General features: G+C 66.9%; 16 protein-coding genes. 9 read left to right on the top strand and 7 right to left on the bottom strand.

All coding sequences use genetic code 11. The annotated features are described in order from the left end of the window. The first annotated feature begins 277 nt into the window (after positions 1-277). Positions 278-1501, top strand: coding sequence for an ABC transporter substrate-binding protein (locus IEW34_RS21275; protein ID WP_373288287.1), 1224 nt, complete (start codon positions 278-280; stop codon positions 1499-1501). Positions 1502-1726: 225 nt separating this feature from the next. Next, positions 1727-2959: an ABC transporter substrate-binding protein gene (locus tag IEW34_RS21270; RefSeq protein ID WP_188611242.1), complete on the top strand. Its 1233-nt coding sequence runs from the start codon at positions 1727-1729 to the stop codon at positions 2957-2959. 92 nt (positions 2960-3051) lie between these two features. On the opposite strand, the gene pth is transcribed toward IEW34_RS21270, so the two are convergent. From pth to IEW34_RS21240, 6 genes are all read right to left on the bottom strand, one after another. Beyond that, on the bottom strand, positions 3052-3627 hold the full coding sequence (pth, locus tag IEW34_RS21265; protein WP_188611241.1) for an aminoacyl-tRNA hydrolase: 576 nt from the start codon (positions 3625-3627) through the stop codon (positions 3052-3054). Positions 3628-3694: 67 nt separating this feature from the next. After that, entirely contained in the window at positions 3695-4321 is a 627-nt protein-coding gene (locus tag IEW34_RS21260; RefSeq protein WP_188611240.1) for a 50S ribosomal protein L25/general stress protein Ctc, read from the bottom strand. 194 nt (positions 4322-4515) lie between these two features. Continuing rightward, the gene (locus IEW34_RS21255) at positions 4516-5103 is read right to left on the bottom strand and encodes an outer membrane protein (protein WP_188611239.1); all 588 of its coding nucleotides are present in this window, start codon (positions 5101-5103) and stop codon (positions 4516-4518) included. 88 nt (positions 5104-5191) lie between these two features. Then, entirely contained in the window at positions 5192-6043 is an 852-nt protein-coding gene (locus tag IEW34_RS21250; protein WP_188611238.1) for an enoyl-CoA hydratase-related protein, read from the bottom strand. Positions 6044-6115: 72 nt separating this feature from the next. After that, on the bottom strand, positions 6116-6835 hold the full coding sequence (gene queC, locus IEW34_RS21245; protein WP_188611237.1) for a 7-cyano-7-deazaguanine synthase QueC: 720 nt from the start codon (positions 6833-6835) through the stop codon (positions 6116-6118). Between the two features lie 144 nt (positions 6836-6979). Continuing rightward, positions 6980-7924, bottom strand: a complete 945-nt coding sequence (locus IEW34_RS21240) for a ribose-phosphate pyrophosphokinase (RefSeq protein ID WP_188611236.1) — start codon at positions 7922-7924, stop codon at positions 6980-6982. 221 nt (positions 7925-8145) lie between these two features. Between IEW34_RS21240 and uvrC the strand changes: the two genes are divergently transcribed. From uvrC to IEW34_RS21220, 4 genes are all read left to right on the top strand, one after another. Beyond that, entirely contained in the window at positions 8146-10188 is a 2043-nt protein-coding gene (gene uvrC / locus IEW34_RS21235; protein ID WP_188611235.1) for an excinuclease ABC subunit UvrC, read from the top strand. 114 nt (positions 10189-10302) lie between these two features. Beyond that, entirely contained in the window at positions 10303-10893 is a 591-nt protein-coding gene (gene pgsA / locus IEW34_RS21230) for a CDP-diacylglycerol--glycerol-3-phosphate 3-phosphatidyltransferase (protein ID WP_244642124.1), read from the top strand. A gap of 79 nt (positions 10894-10972) precedes the next feature. Further along, the gene (gene moaD, locus IEW34_RS21225; protein ID WP_188611233.1) at positions 10973-11224 is read left to right on the top strand and encodes a molybdopterin converting factor subunit 1; all 252 of its coding nucleotides are present in this window, start codon (positions 10973-10975) and stop codon (positions 11222-11224) included. Positions 11225-11469: 245 nt separating this feature from the next. Further along, positions 11470-11946 carry a molybdenum cofactor biosynthesis protein MoaE gene (locus IEW34_RS21220; protein WP_188611232.1) on the top strand — a complete coding sequence of 159 codons (477 nt, stop codon included), beginning with the start codon at positions 11470-11472 and terminating at the stop codon, positions 11944-11946. Positions 11947-11971: 25 nt separating this feature from the next. On the opposite strand, the gene IEW34_RS21215 is transcribed toward IEW34_RS21220, so the two are convergent. Next, complete coding sequence (locus IEW34_RS21215; protein WP_188611231.1) at positions 11972-12859, bottom strand: branched-chain amino acid aminotransferase; 888 nt, start codon at positions 12857-12859, stop codon at positions 11972-11974. 241 nt (positions 12860-13100) lie between these two features. On the opposite strand from IEW34_RS21215, the gene IEW34_RS21210 reads away from it, so the two are divergent. The 3 genes from IEW34_RS21210 to IEW34_RS21200 are packed head-to-tail and all read left to right on the top strand — an operon-like array spanning position 13101 to position 15803. Continuing rightward, complete coding sequence (locus IEW34_RS21210; RefSeq protein ID WP_308424393.1) at positions 13101-13610, top strand: MarR family winged helix-turn-helix transcriptional regulator; 510 nt, start codon at positions 13101-13103, stop codon at positions 13608-13610. Beyond that, the gene (locus tag IEW34_RS21205; RefSeq protein ID WP_188611229.1) at positions 13607-14326 is read left to right on the top strand and encodes a response regulator; all 720 of its coding nucleotides are present in this window, start codon (positions 13607-13609) and stop codon (positions 14324-14326) included. Before IEW34_RS21210 ends, IEW34_RS21205 begins: the two co-directional genes overlap by 4 nt. 40 nt (positions 14327-14366) lie before the next feature. Beyond that, on the top strand, positions 14367-15803 hold the full coding sequence (locus tag IEW34_RS21200) for an ATP-binding protein (protein ID WP_188611228.1): 1437 nt from the start codon (positions 14367-14369) through the stop codon (positions 15801-15803). Positions 15804-15826 lie beyond the last annotated feature (23 nt).

Here is a 15826-nt window from a genome sequence, read left to right as displayed (position 1 = left end):
GCGGGCTTTGCTGTGCGCCCTGCGCGCAAGTTTTCGCCAGGCGAAGCACCGCCCAAAACGCCGCCGCATCTCCTCGGCAGCATAGTCAAACGTATTGTGCCGCGTCGAATTCTTGCCGCGCGCGCCGCAATGCAGCGGATCAAATATCGGGTACTTGGCGCAACCCTCTTGCGGAGGCGGCCGAAACGCGACACGTTGGTTGCAGGTGCGACCAGTGAACGAGATCGCATCAGTCCGCAAACGGACGACAAGGGCGAACACGCCCAGAGGAGGGAACATGATGACGTCAATGCTCCGCGGCGCGGCTGCGGCCGCGTTCGTGTGTCTTGGGCTGGCCGCCGGGCCGGCCGTCGCGCAGAAGCAATATGGGCCAGGCGCGAGCGACACCGAGGTCAAGATCGGCAATATCAATCCTTACAGCGGACCTGCCTCCGCCTACGGCACCATCGGCAGGACGGAAGCGGCCTTCTTCCGCATGATCAACGATCAAGGCGGGATCAACGGCCGCAAGATCAACTTCATCAGCTACGACGACGGATACAGTCCGCCCAAGGCCGTCGAGCAGACGCGCAAGCTGGTCGAGAGTGACAACGTCCTTGCCATGTTCCAGCCGCTCGGCACGCCCTCGAACACCGCGATTCAGAAGTATCTGAACCAGAAGCAGGTGCCGCAACTGTTCGTCGCCACCGGCGCCACAAAGTGGGGTGATCCCAAGCAGTTTCCCTGGACGATGGGCTGGCAGCCCACCTACCAGGGCGAAGGCCGGATCTATGCGAGCTACATCCTGAAGAACCACCCGAAGGGCAAGATCGGCATCCTCTACCAGAACGACGACTACGGTAAGGACTACGTCAAGGGCCTGAAGGACGGGCTCGGCGATCAGCTGTCGATGATCGTCGCGGAGGCCCCCTACGAGGTGACCGACCCCACCATCGATTCGCAGATCCTGAAGCTTCAGTCGGCTGGTGCCGACATCCTCTACAATGTCACGACCCCGAAGTTCGCCGCGCAGGCCATCAAGAAGTTGGCCGAGGTGAACTGGCGGCCAGTGCATTTCCTGAACAGCGTTTCGAATTCGGTCGGTGCCGTGCTGAAGCCCGCCGGGCTGGACAACGCCAAGGGCATCATCTCGGTCAACTACCTCAAGGACCCGACCGACCCGCAGTGGCAGAACGATCCGGCCTACAAGGACTGGCTCGCCTTCATGGACAAGTATTATCCCGAAGGCGACAAGACGAGCACCTTCACCGTCTTCGGTTATCTCGTCTCGCAGACCATGGCGGAGGTGATCAAGCGGGCCGGCGACAACCTGACGCGCGACAACATCATGAAGCAGGCGGCGAGCCTCAAGGACCTTGAGCTTGGGATGCTGCTGCCGGGAATCGCCATCAACACCAGTGCCACGGACTTCTACCCGGTCGAGCAGGAGCAGCTGCAGCGCTTCAATGGCGAGCGTTGGGAGTTGTTCGGCCCGATCTACAGCGGCGAAGTGCGTAGCTGAACATCGCGCCGACGGCGCATTTCGGGGTCCGGAGCGCTTCACTCCGGTCGGGCGATTCCGCCCGGCCGGCAAGCGCTCCGGCATTCCGCGCCATCCGCGGCCGACGGCTGCGGATGGCTGCCACGCCCAAGTGGACGTCAGACATTCTCCCGACGATTGCAGCGGTCGGCTGCGTCACTGCCCGTCGGCATGACCCCGGCTGCGTGACAAGCAGGTGGACTTCCCATGACCTATTCGCCTTCGCTGCCCGCGATCGGGGCTGTCCTCGTCGGCCTCGCCGCGGGTTTCGTCGTCGCTCCGGCCCTTGCGCAGAAGCAGTACGGCCCCGGCGTCTCCGACACGGAGATCAAGATCGGCAATACGATGGCCTACAGCGGGCCGGTATCGCCCTATGGCGTCATCGGCAAGACCGCGGCCGCCTACTTCCGCATGACCAACGAGAAGGGCGGGATCAATGGACGCAAGATCAATTTCATCTCCTACGACGACGCCTACAGCCCGCCCAAGACGGTGGAGCAGACGCGTAAGCTCGTCGAAAGCGACGGGGTCCTGCTGATCTTCAATGGCCTGGGCACCCCGCCACAGACGGCGGTGCAGAAGTATCTGAACAGCAGGGGCGTGCCGCAGCTGTTCGTCGCCACCGGTGCCAGCAAGTGGGGCAATCCCAGGGAGTTCCCCTGGACCATGGGGTTTGGCCCGACCTACGAGGGCGAGGGGCGCATCTACGCCAGATACGTGCTCGACAAGCACCCCGTTGGCAAGATCGCCATTCTCTACCAGAACGACGACTACGGCCGGGACTACCTGAACGGGTTCAAGGACGGGCTCGGCGACAAGGCCAAGAGCCAGATCGTCGCCGAGGCGACCTACGAAGGGACCGACACGACCGTCGACAGCCAGATCCTGAGGCTGCAGGCCTCGGGTGCTGACGTGTTCTTCAACGTCACGACGGCCAAGTTCTCGGCCCAGGCCATCAAGAAGATGGCGGAGATCGGCTGGAAGCCGGTGCACCTGCTCAACAGCGTCTCGAACTCGGTCGGCGCGGTGATGACGCCGGCCGGGCCCGCCAACGCAAAGGGCGTCCTGTCCGCCGCCTATGGCAAGGACCCGACCGATCCGCAGTGGCGGGACGATCCGGCCTACAAGGAGTGGCTCGCGTTCATGAACACCTATTACCCCGAGGGCGACAAGACGAGCACCTTCACGGTCTACGGCTTCATCGCCGCGCAGACCATGGTGCAGGTGCTCAAGCAGGCTGGTGACAATCTGACACGCGAGAATGTCATGCGGCAGGCGGCCGGCCTGAAAGACCTCGATCTCGGCATGCTGCTGCCGGGAATCGCCATCAACACCAGCGCGACCGACTACTTCCCGATCGAGCAGATGCAGCTGCAGCGCTTCAATGGGGACAAGTGGGACCTGTTCGGACCCATCATCAGTGGCGAGGGGCGCAGCTGATCGGCTTATGCCGGCGATGCCTGCGCTTCTCTGCGATTGGGGGGGCTCCGTCCAATCGCGAAGCGCCGGCATCGCGCTCATGGGAGCACCGGTCAGGCCGAGTCCGCGCAAGCCAGATGGATGCGATTGGCGAAGCTTGCGTCCTCTCCCTTGGCCAGGAGGGCGGCCTCGTCGGCGATCACTTCGCAGAGCCGCGTCACCCAGGGCTCCTCGGCCTTGGCGAAATCATTCAGCACATAGGCGTGGACGCGGTCCTTGTGACCGGGATGGCCGATGCCGAAGCGGACGCGGCGATAATCGTTGCCCACATGGGCAGTGATCGAGCGCAGGCCGTTGTGGCCGGCATTGCCGCCGCCGGTCTTCACACGCACCTTGCCGGCGGGCAGATCGAGCTCGTCGTGGAACACCACGATGTCGCCCGGCGCGATCTTGTAGAAGCGGGCGGCCTCGGCCACTGCGCGACCGGAATCGTTCATGAAGGTCTGTGGCTTCAGCAGGATTGCCCGCTCGCCGCCGATCACCGCTTTAGCGGACGCGGCCTGGAAGCGCGCGCGCCAGGGGCCGGCCCGGTGCGCCGCTGCGATGGCGTCGACGACCATGAAACCGATATTGTGGCGATTGCGGGCGTAGCGAGCGCCCGGATTGCCGAGGCCGACGAAGAGCAGCACGGCAGCCTCCAGTCTGCGCCGGATCCGGTTCACGACGGCGCGGACGCCGCCGTGAACCGGGCAGGCCTCAGGCCTTCTTGGCGTCCGCGGGTGCGTCGGCTGCGGCCCCATCGGCAGCGGCCTCGGCCACCGTCGGCGGCGCAATGGTCGCAATGGTGAAGTCGCGGTCGGTGATCGTCGGCACCGCTCCGACGGGCAGCCTGACGTCGGAGATGTGAACCGTGTCGTTGAACTCCAGGCCCTTCAGGTCGACGGTGATGGCCTCGGGGATGGAGTCGGCGCGCACGGTGAGACCCACGTGGTGGCTCACGACGTTGAGCGAGCCGCCCTGCTTCAAGCCCGGCGACGCGTCCTGGTTGATGAAGTGGACCGGCACCTCGACGTCGATGGTGGCGTCGCGGCCGATGCGCAGGAAGTCGACGTGCACGGGTGTGTCGCGCACCGGGTCGAGCTGGAAGTCGCGCGGGATGACGCGGGTCTTCTCCGTGCCCACTTCGACCTCGAAGATCGTGGTCAGGAAGTGGCCGGCGTAGATCAGCTGGCGCGTGTGGTTGAAATCCAAAGCGATCGACTGGGCCGGTTTGCCGGCGCCGTAGATCACGGCGGGCACGAGGCCCTGGCGGCGGATTGCGCGGGCGGCCCCCTTGCCGACCCGGTCGCGCACCTCGGCCTTGAGTTGCTTGACGGCGGTCATGACTAGTCCTTCAGACAAATGCAAACGGCCGCCTCACGGCGGCCTCTCGTGCAAATGGCCGCCTCACGGCGGCCTCTCGATATGCCCGTGCCTCCAAGGGTGTCAGGCGGGCAAGCGCGCCTTATAGCGTCGTCCGCCCGCGGCGGCAAGGCGGTGGCAATGTCCCACGTGGCGCCCGCGTCTCAACCGGGCAATCAGTAGGGGTAGAGCCAGTTCTGCCCGCGCGACACCGACACCTCGAGCCCGACGTGGAGCCTGTCGGTGATGGCATATTCGACGCCTGCGCCCACCCGGCCCGCCACGTCGAGGTCGCGGCCGCCGCTGACCAGATTGCTGAACGAGGCGCCCGAGGCGAAGCCGGCGAGGCCGGTATCGTAATTGGGCTTCAACAAGGCCACGCTGCCGATCATGTAAGGCATGACGCGGCCCATGTCGTAGCCCACCTTCACGTCCGCCGTGGCGAAATCGAAGCCGCGGAGGCGGCTGCCGACAAAGCTGGCCGGCGTGAAGCCGGTCGAGGCTTGCACGCCGAGCACCACGTTGTTCTCGAATTCGTAGTCATAGCCGACCCTGAGGGTGGCCCCGATGCCCCCCTTCATGCCCTTTCCACCCGATACCGCAAAAACGTCCGAGCCGATGCGCAGGCCACTCCAGAGAGAGGGGCTCTCCTGCGGGTCGAGCGCGAGGCGTGGCACCGTCAACGGCATGTTGTCGGCAGCGCTCGCCTGCACGGCACCGCCGAGCAATACCGCCGCCGCGATACAAGCAGCCTTCGTCCGCATCAACCATCTCCGCCGGGGACGCCCCCGCGCACCATAGCCGAGGCGGCGGCGGCGCTCAATCGAGCCGGATGGGTGGTGCCGCCGCCGCCTACTCCGCCTGGTCCTCCCGATAGTCCTTGAACGGCGCGTCGCGCTCGCTCAGCAGCTTGGCGACACTGGCGCCGTCGCGCTTGAAGCGGTTGAGGTAGGCGCGGCTCGCCTCGGTGGAAAAGGCGAGCGCCTGCAGCTCGGTGCCGGCACGGATGGCTGTACGCAGGCCCATGATCTCCATGGCGCGGTGGACGCTGCGCTTGTTGATCTGCTGCAACTCGATCGGCACCATGGCGATGCGGTCGGCCAGCGCCAGCACACGCTGCTCCAACTCCGTGGCCGGATAGGCGCGGTTGGCGAAGCCATCCTGCGCCGCCTCGATGCCGCTGATCGAATCGCCGGTGAGATACATCTCCATGGCTCGGCGCAGGCCCATCAGCCACGGGTGGAACTGGTTGTCCGGCGGGCTCATCAGCCGGGTCGGCGGGTAGCCGATCTGGGCGTCCTCGGCCACGTAGACGAGGTCGCAGCACGTGGCGAGCTCGCTGCCGCCGGCCAGGCAGTAGCCGTGCACCTGTGCGATGACCGGCTTTTGCAGATCCCAGATGCGCGTCCACCCATCGACCACATGGCGTGGCCATTGGCCCGGCCCGCCGGCCGTGTGGAAGGGCTGGCCCACGGTGTTGTCGCTCGACAGGTCGTAGCCGGACGAAAAGCAGGGACCGGCCCCGCGCAGGATGGAGACGTGCACCTGCGGGTCGCCGTCGGCCTCCTCGAGCGCCGTCATGATGGCGGCGCGCAAGGCATTGTTGAGGGCGTTGCGCTTGTGCGGCCGGTTCATGGTGAGGCGCCTGATCCCCGGGCGCGGCGTGTCGATCAGCAGGACGTCGGCCTGGCTTTCGCTGGACATATGGTCTCCACCCTTGGTCTTGTTCTTGGAAGGCTCTCCTTGCCGGGCCGCCGTGCCGGAGGCAAGGCCCGATCAACCGCGCGGCGGCTCCGCACGGAAGCGGCTCCAGCCGTCGGCACGCAACTGGCAGGCCGGGCAGTGGCCGCAGCCATAGCCCCAGGCATGGCGCTGGCTGCGGTCGCCCAGATAGCAGGTGTGCGTTTCGGCGACGACGAGATCGAGCAGCGCCGCCCCGCCCAACGCCTCGGCGAGTGCGAAGGTCGCCGCCTTGTCGCGCCACATCAGCGGCGTATGGAGGACGAAGCGCGCCTCCATGCCGAGATTGAGCGCGATCTGCATGGCCTTGACGGTGTCGTCGCGGCAGTCGGGATAGCCCGAATAGTCGGTCTCACAGACGCCGAGGACGATGTGCTTGCAGCCGCGGCGGTAGGCCAGGGCGCCGGCGAACACCATGAACGCCAGGTTTCGCCCAGGCACGAAAGTGTTGGGCAGGCCATTGTCGTCCATGGCGATGGCGACGTCGCGCGTCATGGCGGTATCGGAGAGCGCGCCCAGGGCATCGAGGGCGATCAGGTGATCTGCCCCGAGGCGGCCGGGCAGCTTGGGCGTCGGCTGTGCCAGGGCCTGGCGCACCACCTCGCGGCAGGCGAGCTCGATCTTGTGACGCTGACCGTAGTCGAAGCCCACCGTCTCCACTTCGGAGAAGCGCGCGAGTGCCCAGGCGAGGCAGGTGGTCGAATCCTGTCCACCCGAAAGCAGGACAAGGGCGCGGTGATCGGAGAGGGAGCTCATGGCAGCGCAGATCCGGCCCGGAACGCAGTCCGGTCGGGCGGCGCTCCAGATGCAAGGGGTGTCGACGCACGCCCGCCGGATCGGACGGTCCGTTCCGTCATGGCATGCTCAGTGGGCTGGCGCCCCACCTTCGCTGCTCCCGCGTTAGTCGAACAGGCTGGAGACGCTCGATTCCGACGCCGTGCGGCCGATGGCTTCGCCAATCAGCGGTGCGATCGACAGCACGCGCAGGTTCTTGGCCACGCGGACCGCTTCGGTCGGCTGGATGGAATCCGTGATCACCATCTCCTTGAGCTGCGAGGAGGCAATGCGGGCCACCGCCCCGCCTGACAGCACGCCGTGGGTGCAATAGGCGTAGACCTCCTTGGCCCCCTCGGCGAGCAGCGCGTCGGCGGCGTTGCAGAGCGTGCCGCCCGAATCGACGATGTCGTCGATGAGGATGCAGGAGCGGCCCCTCACATCGCCGATGATGTTCATCACCTCGCTCTCGCCCGGCCGCTCGCGGCGCTTGTCGACGATCGCCAGCGGCGCGTCGATGCGCTTGGCCAGCTGCCTGGCGCGCACCACGCCGCCCACGTCCGGCGACACCACCACCATGTCGTCGGCGTCGAAGCGCTCCTTGATGTCACGCACCATCACCGGCGCCGCATAGAGGTTGTCGGTCGGGATATCGAAGAAGCCCTGGATCTGGGCCGCGTGCAGGTCCAGCGTCATCACCCGGTCGGCTCCGGCGCGCGTGATCATATTGGCGACGAGCTTGGCTGAGATCGGCGTGCGCGGGCCGGGCTTGCGGTCCTGCCGGGCGTAACCGAAATAGGGGAGCACCGCTGTCACGCGCCGGGCCGAAGAGCGGCGCAGCGCATCAATGATGATGAGAAGCTCCATCAGGTGGTCGTTCGCCGGATAGGAGGTGGACTGGACAACGAACACGTCCTCGCCGCGCACGTTCTCCAAAATTTCGACGAACACTTCCATGTCCGCGAAGCGCTTCACCTGACAGCTGGCGAGCGGCATCTCCAGATAGGCGGAGATCGCGTCGGCCAACTGCCGGTTGGAATTGCCTGCTACGAGCTTGATGGAGGATTTCATCCTGCCAGTCGTCCTCCTGAGGAGCGCCGTCCCGCGCCGCCTCGGCCGTCGCTCACCTACGGCCGATCAGGTCGCGCGTCTGTAACACAAATGTCGCGCGGCTCTTAGATCAAGTTCCGCCTTAGTGGAAGCCGCCGTCACGACATGGGAGGTGCGACTGCTGCTGTGGACAGCCGCCTGGGGTTTTGCGCAACGCGCCCGGGCTGATTAGATCAAGCACAATGAACGGCCAACCGATAGATCCGCCCGCCCGGGAGCTCGCCGGGACCGGAGCGTCCGCTGTGGCGGCGGCCGAGGACGACGGCGCAGGCTCCGGCATGGAGCTCGATTTCGGCGCCGACGTGCCCGCGTCGCTGCGCGCCGGCGCCGACGTCATCAGGCGCTTCTGGAAGACGCTGCCCAATGCCCCCGGCGTCTACCGCATGATCGATGCGGCCGGAGAAGTGCTCTACGTCGGCAAGGCGCGCAATCTCAAGAACCGGGTGGCGAACTACACCCGCGGCGTCGGCCATGGCGGCAACCGCACGGCGCGGATGATCGCCGAGACGGCGGCCATGGAGTTCGTCACGACGCAGACGGAGACCGAGGCGCTGCTGCTCGAAGCCAATCTCATCAAGCAGCTGCGCCCGCGCTACAATGTCCTGCTTCGCGACGACAAGTCGTTCCCCTACATCCTGCTCACGGGCGATCACGGGTCGCCGCAGATCCTCAAGCACCGGGGCGCGCGCACCCGGCCGGGAGACTATTTCGGCCCCTTCGCCAACGCCGGCGCCGTCAACCGCACCATCAACGCACTGGAGCGGGCCTTCCTGCTGCGCTCGTGCTCGGACAGCTATTACGAGAACCGCACCCGGCCGTGCCTGCTCTTCCAGATCAAGCGCTGCGCCGGGCCTTGCACCGGCGAGATCGGCCACGGCGACTACGCGGCGCTGGTCGAGCAGGCCAAGGCCTTTCTGTCGGGCAAGAGCAACGCCGTGCGGCAGCGGCTCGCCGCGGACATGCAGGTTGCCGCCGAGCAACTGGAGTTCGAGCGGGCCGCCCGCTATCGCGACCGCCTGGCGGCGCTGTCGGCGATCCAGGCGAGTCAGGACATCAATCCCCGCTCGGTGGAGGAGGCGGACGTCTTTGCCATCGAGGAACAGGCTGGGCAGTTCTGCGTCCAGGTCTTCTTCTTCCGCAACGGCCAGAACTGGGGCAACCGCGCCTACTTCCCCAAGGCCGATCGATCGTTGGCGACCGCCGAGGTGCTGGGCTCGTTCATGGCCCAGTTCTACGACGACAAGCCGTGCGCACGCCTGATTCTCGTGTCGCACGAGCCGGACGAATGCGCCCTGCTGGAGGCTGCCCTGTCGACCAAGGCGGGACGTCGCATCGAGCTCGCCACGCCGCAGCGCGGCGAGAAGCGCGACCTCGTCGCCCACGCGGCGCAGAACGCGCGTGAGGCGCTGGCGCGGCGGCTGGCGGAGACCGCGTCGCAGGAGAAGCTGATGGCCGCGCTGGGCAAGGCGTTCGGGCTGGCGCGGACGCCGCAGCGCATCGAGGTGTACGACAACTCCCACATCATGGGTACGAACGCCGTGGGGGGGCTCATCGTCGCCGGCGCGGCCGGGTTCATGAAGACCCACTATCGCACGTTCAACATGCGCTCAGAGGATCTCACCCCCGGCGACGACTATGGCATGATGCGGGAGATGCTGCGGCGGCGGTTCGCCCGGCTGGCCAAGGAGGCGCCGCGCGCGGCCGATATCCCCGAGGCCACTGTCGATGATGCCGACGAGGCGTTCGAAGGCGATTCGGACGCCTTCCCGGCCTGGCCCGATCTGGTGCTCATCGACGGCGGGCGCGGCCAGCTGGAGGCGGCCCGCGGCGCGCTGGCGGAGCTCGGCATCGCCGACGTGCCGCTGGTCGCTATCGCCAAGGGGCTCGACCGCGATGCCGGACGTGAGACCTTCTTCATCGAGGGTCGCACCCCGTTCAAGCTGCCGCCGCGCGACCCGGCGCTCTATTTCGTCCAGCGGCTCCGCGACGAGGCGCACCGCTTCGCGATCGGTACCCACCGGGCGCGGCGCAAGCGCGAGATGGTCAAGAATCCACTCGACGAGGTGCCCGGCGTCGGGCCCTCGCGCAAACGGGCGCTGCTCCTGCACTTCGGCACGGCCAAGGCCGTGACCCGCGCCTCGCTCGACGACCTGATGCGCGCGCCCGGCGTCAACGCGGCGACGGCGAAGGCGGTCTACGATTTCTTTCACGACAAAGCCGGCTAAGCGGAGCAGGCGTGCGGTTGTGCCGCTGGGTCGGCGCCGAAACCGTTCGGTCGGCTTGGTTGACGCTGGGGGGCGGGCTGTGTTTCCTGCCGGAACATGAGCATCGCCCCTGCCATGCGCCGATCCCACGCCTGGAGCATCCCCAACATACTCACGTATGGGCGGCTGCTCGCCGTGCCCGCTCTGGTCGCGTGCCTGTTCTGGCCGGGCGAGCATCTCATGCGATGGCTCGCGCTCGCGATCTTCGTCGCGGCGGGCGTCACCGATTTCCTCGACGGCTATCTCGCGCGCGCCTGGGCGCAGCAGTCGGCCATCGGCCGCATGCTGGATCCGATCGCCGACAAGGTGCTGGTGGCGGCGTCGCTGCTCATGCTGGTCGCGGACGGTGATATCCGCGGCTGGGCCCTGTGGGCGGCCATCATCATTCTCTGCCGCGAGATCCTGGTCTCGGGCCTGCGGGAGTTCCTGGCCGAGCTGCGCGTCAGCGTGCCGGTCTCCACCGTCGCCAAGTGGAAGACGACGCTCCAACTCGTCGCCATCGGTTTTCTCATTGCCGGTCCTGCCGGTGACCGCGTCTTTTCCGGCACCTCGACGGTGGGCGTGATCCTGTTGTGGGTCGCCGCGCTGCTCACCCTCTATACGGGCTGGGACTACCTGCGGGCCGGCCTGCGGCACATGGTGGACGAGGATCGGCCCGGTCCTTGAGCGCGTGCGATCGGCCGGAGCCGTCGATCGGAGGCGGACCGTCGCGATCGGTCTTCGGCCATAGCGAACGGTGGTGGATGTGAAGCTGATCTATTTTGCCTGGGTCAGGGAACGGATCGGGCGCAACGAGGAGGAGATCTTCCCGCCCGCGGCCGTGGTGACGGTCGCCGACCTGGCCCGTTGGCTCGCCGGCCGCGGCGAGGAATACGCCAACGCCTTCGCCGATCCCGACGTGGTGCGTGCGGCGATCGACCGGCGCCACGTCCAGCCGGGCGCACCGATCGCCGGCGCGCGCGAGATAGCGTTCTTTCCGCCGATGACAGGCGGTTAGAGCATTTCCGCATTTCTTCGAATCGCCGAGATGCTCTATCTGTTTGATTTGTCGCGTTTTCTCCACGCGAACCGGCGTCCACTTCGCTCGAAAACGCTCCAGAGCGCGTCCCGACCCGGCGGAATCATCCAACCGAGAAGAAGCGAGACAAGCCCGAAGCCCGGAACATCCCAATCCGATGATTTCATTTGGCCTGGGCATGGTTCAGGGTTCCGCGGCCCGCAGTGAAACCGTGAGGCTGCATCGTGAGCGCGAAACCGTCCGACGACCCACCCGCGAAGGTGCGTGTGCAGGCCGATCCGTTCGACGCCGGCGCCGAGGCCCACGCGCTTGCCGCCGGTCGGTGTGACATTGGCGCCGTGGTCACCTTCACCGGGCTGTGCCGTGACGAGGGCGGCCGGCTGGAGGCGCTGGAGCTCGAGCATTATCCCGGGATGGCGGAAGAGGAGATCGGCCGCGTCGCCGACCAGGCGCGCCAGCGCTGGCCGCTGCTTGGCCTCACGATCATCCATCGCTACGGGCTGATCAGGCCGGGCGAGTCGATCGTGCTGGTGGTGGCGGCATCCTCACACCGCCGTGCCGCCTTCGAAGCGGCCGAATTTTTGATGGACTATCTGAAGACACGGGCGCCCTTCTGGAAGAAGGAGCATCTGAAGGAGCGCGGGGCCGGCGGCTGGGTCGCCGCGACGGTGGCCGACGATACGGCGGCGGAGCGCTGGTGACGCGCTCCGCATGGCGTCCGCCTGGTTACGCCGCCTTGGCGTGCGGCCGCACCTCGGCGGTGTAATCCTCCATCAGCGTCTTGCTGATCTGGCCCGGCGTGAAACGCCAATCGGCGATCTCGGACACGGGCGTGACCTCGGCGGCGGTGCCGGTGATGAAGCATTCGCTGAAGGCGGAGAGTTCGTCCGGCAGGATGGTGCGCTCGTTGACCTCGATGCCGCGGCGCCGGGCCAGTTCGATCACTGTCCGGCGGGTGATGCCATTGAGGAAGGCGTCGGCGGTGGGCGTATGAAGGACGCCGTCCTTCACGAAGAAGATGTTGGCGCCGGTGCATTCCGCCACGTGGCCGCGCCAGTCCAGCATGAGGGCGTCCGCATAGCCGCGCCGCTCCGCTTTGTGCTTGGAGATGGTGCAGATCATGTAGAGGCCCGAGGCTTTCGCCTTGGCCGGAATGGTGGCCGGGTCGGGACGGCGGAAATCGGCCAGATCCAGGCGGATGCCCTTGAGTCGCTCGGCCGGGTCGAAGTAGCTCGGCCACTCCCAGGCGGCGATTGCCAGATGGATCTTATTGTTCTGCGCCGACACGCCCATCATTTCCGAGCCACGCCAGGCGACGGGACGCACATAAGCATCGGCGCGGCCATTCTTCTCCACCACCAGATGTTTGGCGGCGTCGATCTCCGCGACCGAGAAGGGAATGGTGAAATCGAGCAGCTCGGCGGAGTGCTTCAGCCGCTCGGAGTGCTCCGTCGACTTGAAGATGCTGCCGCCATAGGCCCGCTCGCCCTCGAAGACGCAGGAGGCATAATGCAGCCCATGGGTCAGGACATGAACCTTGGCGTCGGCCCAGGGAACCAGTTGTCCGTCGAACCAGATCACGCCGTCTTGGCGATCGAAGGGAATCGCGGACATCTCAGTTCCTCCTACGCTATGCTCTTCACCGCCCTTCAGGGCGCTTCAGCTCTCATCACCGGGCCGGGACAGACGAACGCCCAACTTGCCAAGCCGGCCGACGCACGTCCTCATGTCGGGAACGATGGTCGGGCTTTTTGCCCCCCAGCACAAGGCGCAGGGGCCAACGCGGGACCAACCCGTCGATGATTGACGGGTAGCAGTGAGCCTGAGATATGTCAACAGGGCTGACATAATGGAGATGCGATTGCCCGACGTACTCGTCCAGGCCGATGCAGCGGCGGGGGAGCCGCCGTTGCCGGAATATGATCTGATCGAGCTGCTGTTCTTCGCTTATCGTGACTTCGTGGGCGACGCCGATCGGCTGCTGGCCGACTACGGCTTCGGTCGCGCTCACCATCGGGTCATGCATTTCGTCAGCCGGCGGCCGGGGCTCACCATCGCTGAATTGCTCGACCTGCTGCGGATCACCAAGCAGAGCCTCAACCGGGTGCTGAAGGAGCTGATCGACACGGGCTTCGTCGAGCAGCGTGCCGGTCTGAGCGACCGGCGCCAGCGGCTGTTGTTCGTATCGCCGCGGGGGCGAGCCCTGGCGCTCGAGCTGTCGGAACTGCAAAGCGCCCGCATCAACCGGGCTCTGGCGCGCTGCGAGCCGGGCACCCGAGCTGCGGCGGCGGGCTTCCTGGCGGCCATGATCGACCCGATGGGGCCCGACGGCTCGCGGCCGCCGCGGCGGGGGCTGGAGCGATGAACGCCGATCGCATGCGCGCCCCGCTGCCCGACGATGCGCCGCACGTGCTCGTCGTCGACGACGACCGCCGGCTGCGCGACCTGCTGGCGCGCTTTTTGGGCGACAACGGTTATCGCGTCACGGTCGCGGCGGATGCCGCGGAGGCGGATACCAAGCTGAGCAACGTCATGTTCGATGTGCTGGTGCTCGACGTCATGATGCCTGGGGAGAATGGCTTCGATTTCGCCGTGCGGCTGCGGCGGGACAAGGAGGTGCCGATCCTGATGCTCACCGCCCGCACCGAGCCGGCGGATCGCGTCCAGGGCCTGGAGACCGGGGTCGAGGACTATCTGTCGAAGCCGTTCGAGCCGCGCGAGCTCCTGCTGCGGTTGGGCAACATCCTGCGCCGCAGCGCCGAGCGCACGGCCACGCCCGCCGATGTCGAGCAGGTCCGCTTCGGGCCCTTCCTGTTCCGGCTCGACCGCGGCGAATTGCGCAAGGACGGCGACATCCTGCGCCTCACCGATCGCGAACGCGAGATCCTGGTCATTCTCTCGGCGCGGCGCGGGGACAACGTGCCGCGCGATGTGCTGGCAGGGCAGGGAGCGGCGGCGAACGAGCGGACCGTGGACGTGCAGATCAACCGCCTGCGGCGCAAGATCGAGGTCGATCCCGCCAATCCGGCGTATCTGCAGACGGTCCGCGGCATCGGCTACCGTCTGCTCATCGATGGCTGACGCGGCGCGCTGGCGGCGCGGCCGCCAGGGATGGCTGGCCATGCGCCGTAGCGGTGGGCGCGGAACCCCGCCCGCGGGCGGGCGCGGCGGATGGCCGACGCCGCCTTCGCTAGACGGGGCGGGGCGTGTCGTTCGCACGCCGGTCGCTCTCTACACCCGCTTCGCGCGCTGGCTCGGATCGGCGATGCCGAAGGGACTCTACGCGCGCGCGCTGATCATCATCATCGCGCCGATCGTCCTGCTGCAATCGGTGATCGCCTACATCTTCCTGGAGCGGCAGTACCAGAACGTGACGCGGCGGCTGTCGTCGGCGGTCTCGGCCGACATCGCCGCGCTGGTCGACGTCTATCAGAGCTATCCGCAGGACGCCGACGCGGCGACGCTGACCCGTATCGCCGCCGAGCGGCTGGGTCTCGACGTGGATATCCTGCCGCCCGATCCTCTGCCGTCGCCCCAGCCCAAGCCGTTCTTCTCGATCCTCGACAGCGTACTGTCCGACGAGATCCGCAAGCAGGTGGCGCGGCCGTTCTGGATCGACACGGTGGGCCGCTCGAACCTGGTGGAGATCCGCATCCAGCTCGACAAGGGAGTGATGCGCGTCATTGCCCGCCGCAGCCTGGCCTACGCCTCCAATTCGCACATCTTTCTGGTCTGGATGGTCGGCACCTCCCTGGTCCTCATGGGTATTGCCATCCTGTTCCTGCGCAACCAGATCCGCCCGATTCTGCGTCTGGCGGACGCGGCGGAGGACTTCGGCAAGGGGCGCACGCCGGACTTTCATCCGCGGGGCGCGCGCGAGGTGCGTCGCGCCGGGCTGGCCTTCCTGGAGATGAAGCGCCGCATCGAGCGGGCCATCGAGCAGCGAACCACCATGCTCAACGGCGTCAGCCACGACCTGCGCACGATTCTGACCCGCTTCAGGCTCTCGCTCGCCCTCCTGCCGGACGACGATCCGGAGGTCGACGCGCTGCGCAAGGACGTGGACGAAATGTCGCGCATGCTGGAGGCCTACCTCGCCTTTGCACGCGGCGACACCGGCGAGGTGGCGATCGAGACCGACATCGGCGACCTGCTCGAGGACATGCAGGTCGATCTGGAGCGGCAAGGGCATCCGACGACGGTCGAGATCAATGGCGATCCTCTGGCGACGGTCCGGCCCGACGCCTTCCGCCGGCTCGTCCTCAACCTGGTGTCGAATGCCGCCCGCCACGGCGAGACGATCGCTCTCGCCGTCAGTCACGACGCCCGCTGGCTGACCATCAGCATCGACGACGACGGGCCGGGCATTCCGGCGGAGCTGCGCGAGGAGGTCTTCAAGCCCTTCGTCCGCCTCGACGAGGCGCGCAACCAGGATGAGGGTGGCTCCGGCCTCGGCTTGGCGATCGCCCGTGACATCGCGCGGGCCCACGGCGGCGACGTGATCCTGCAGGACAGCCCGCTCGGCGGTCTGCGGGCCACCGTGCGTGTTCCCGTCTAGATGTAAGCTCTCAATAGGTTGTC

Origin of the sequence: Chelatococcus reniformis, from assembly GCF_014640075.1 — a bacterium.
In the GTDB taxonomy this organism is placed as follows: Bacteria; Pseudomonadota; Alphaproteobacteria; order Rhizobiales; family Beijerinckiaceae; genus Camelimonas; species Camelimonas reniformis.
The sequence above is the reverse complement of the archived record's forward strand: the minus strand, read 5'-3'. Positions and strand labels throughout refer to the sequence as shown.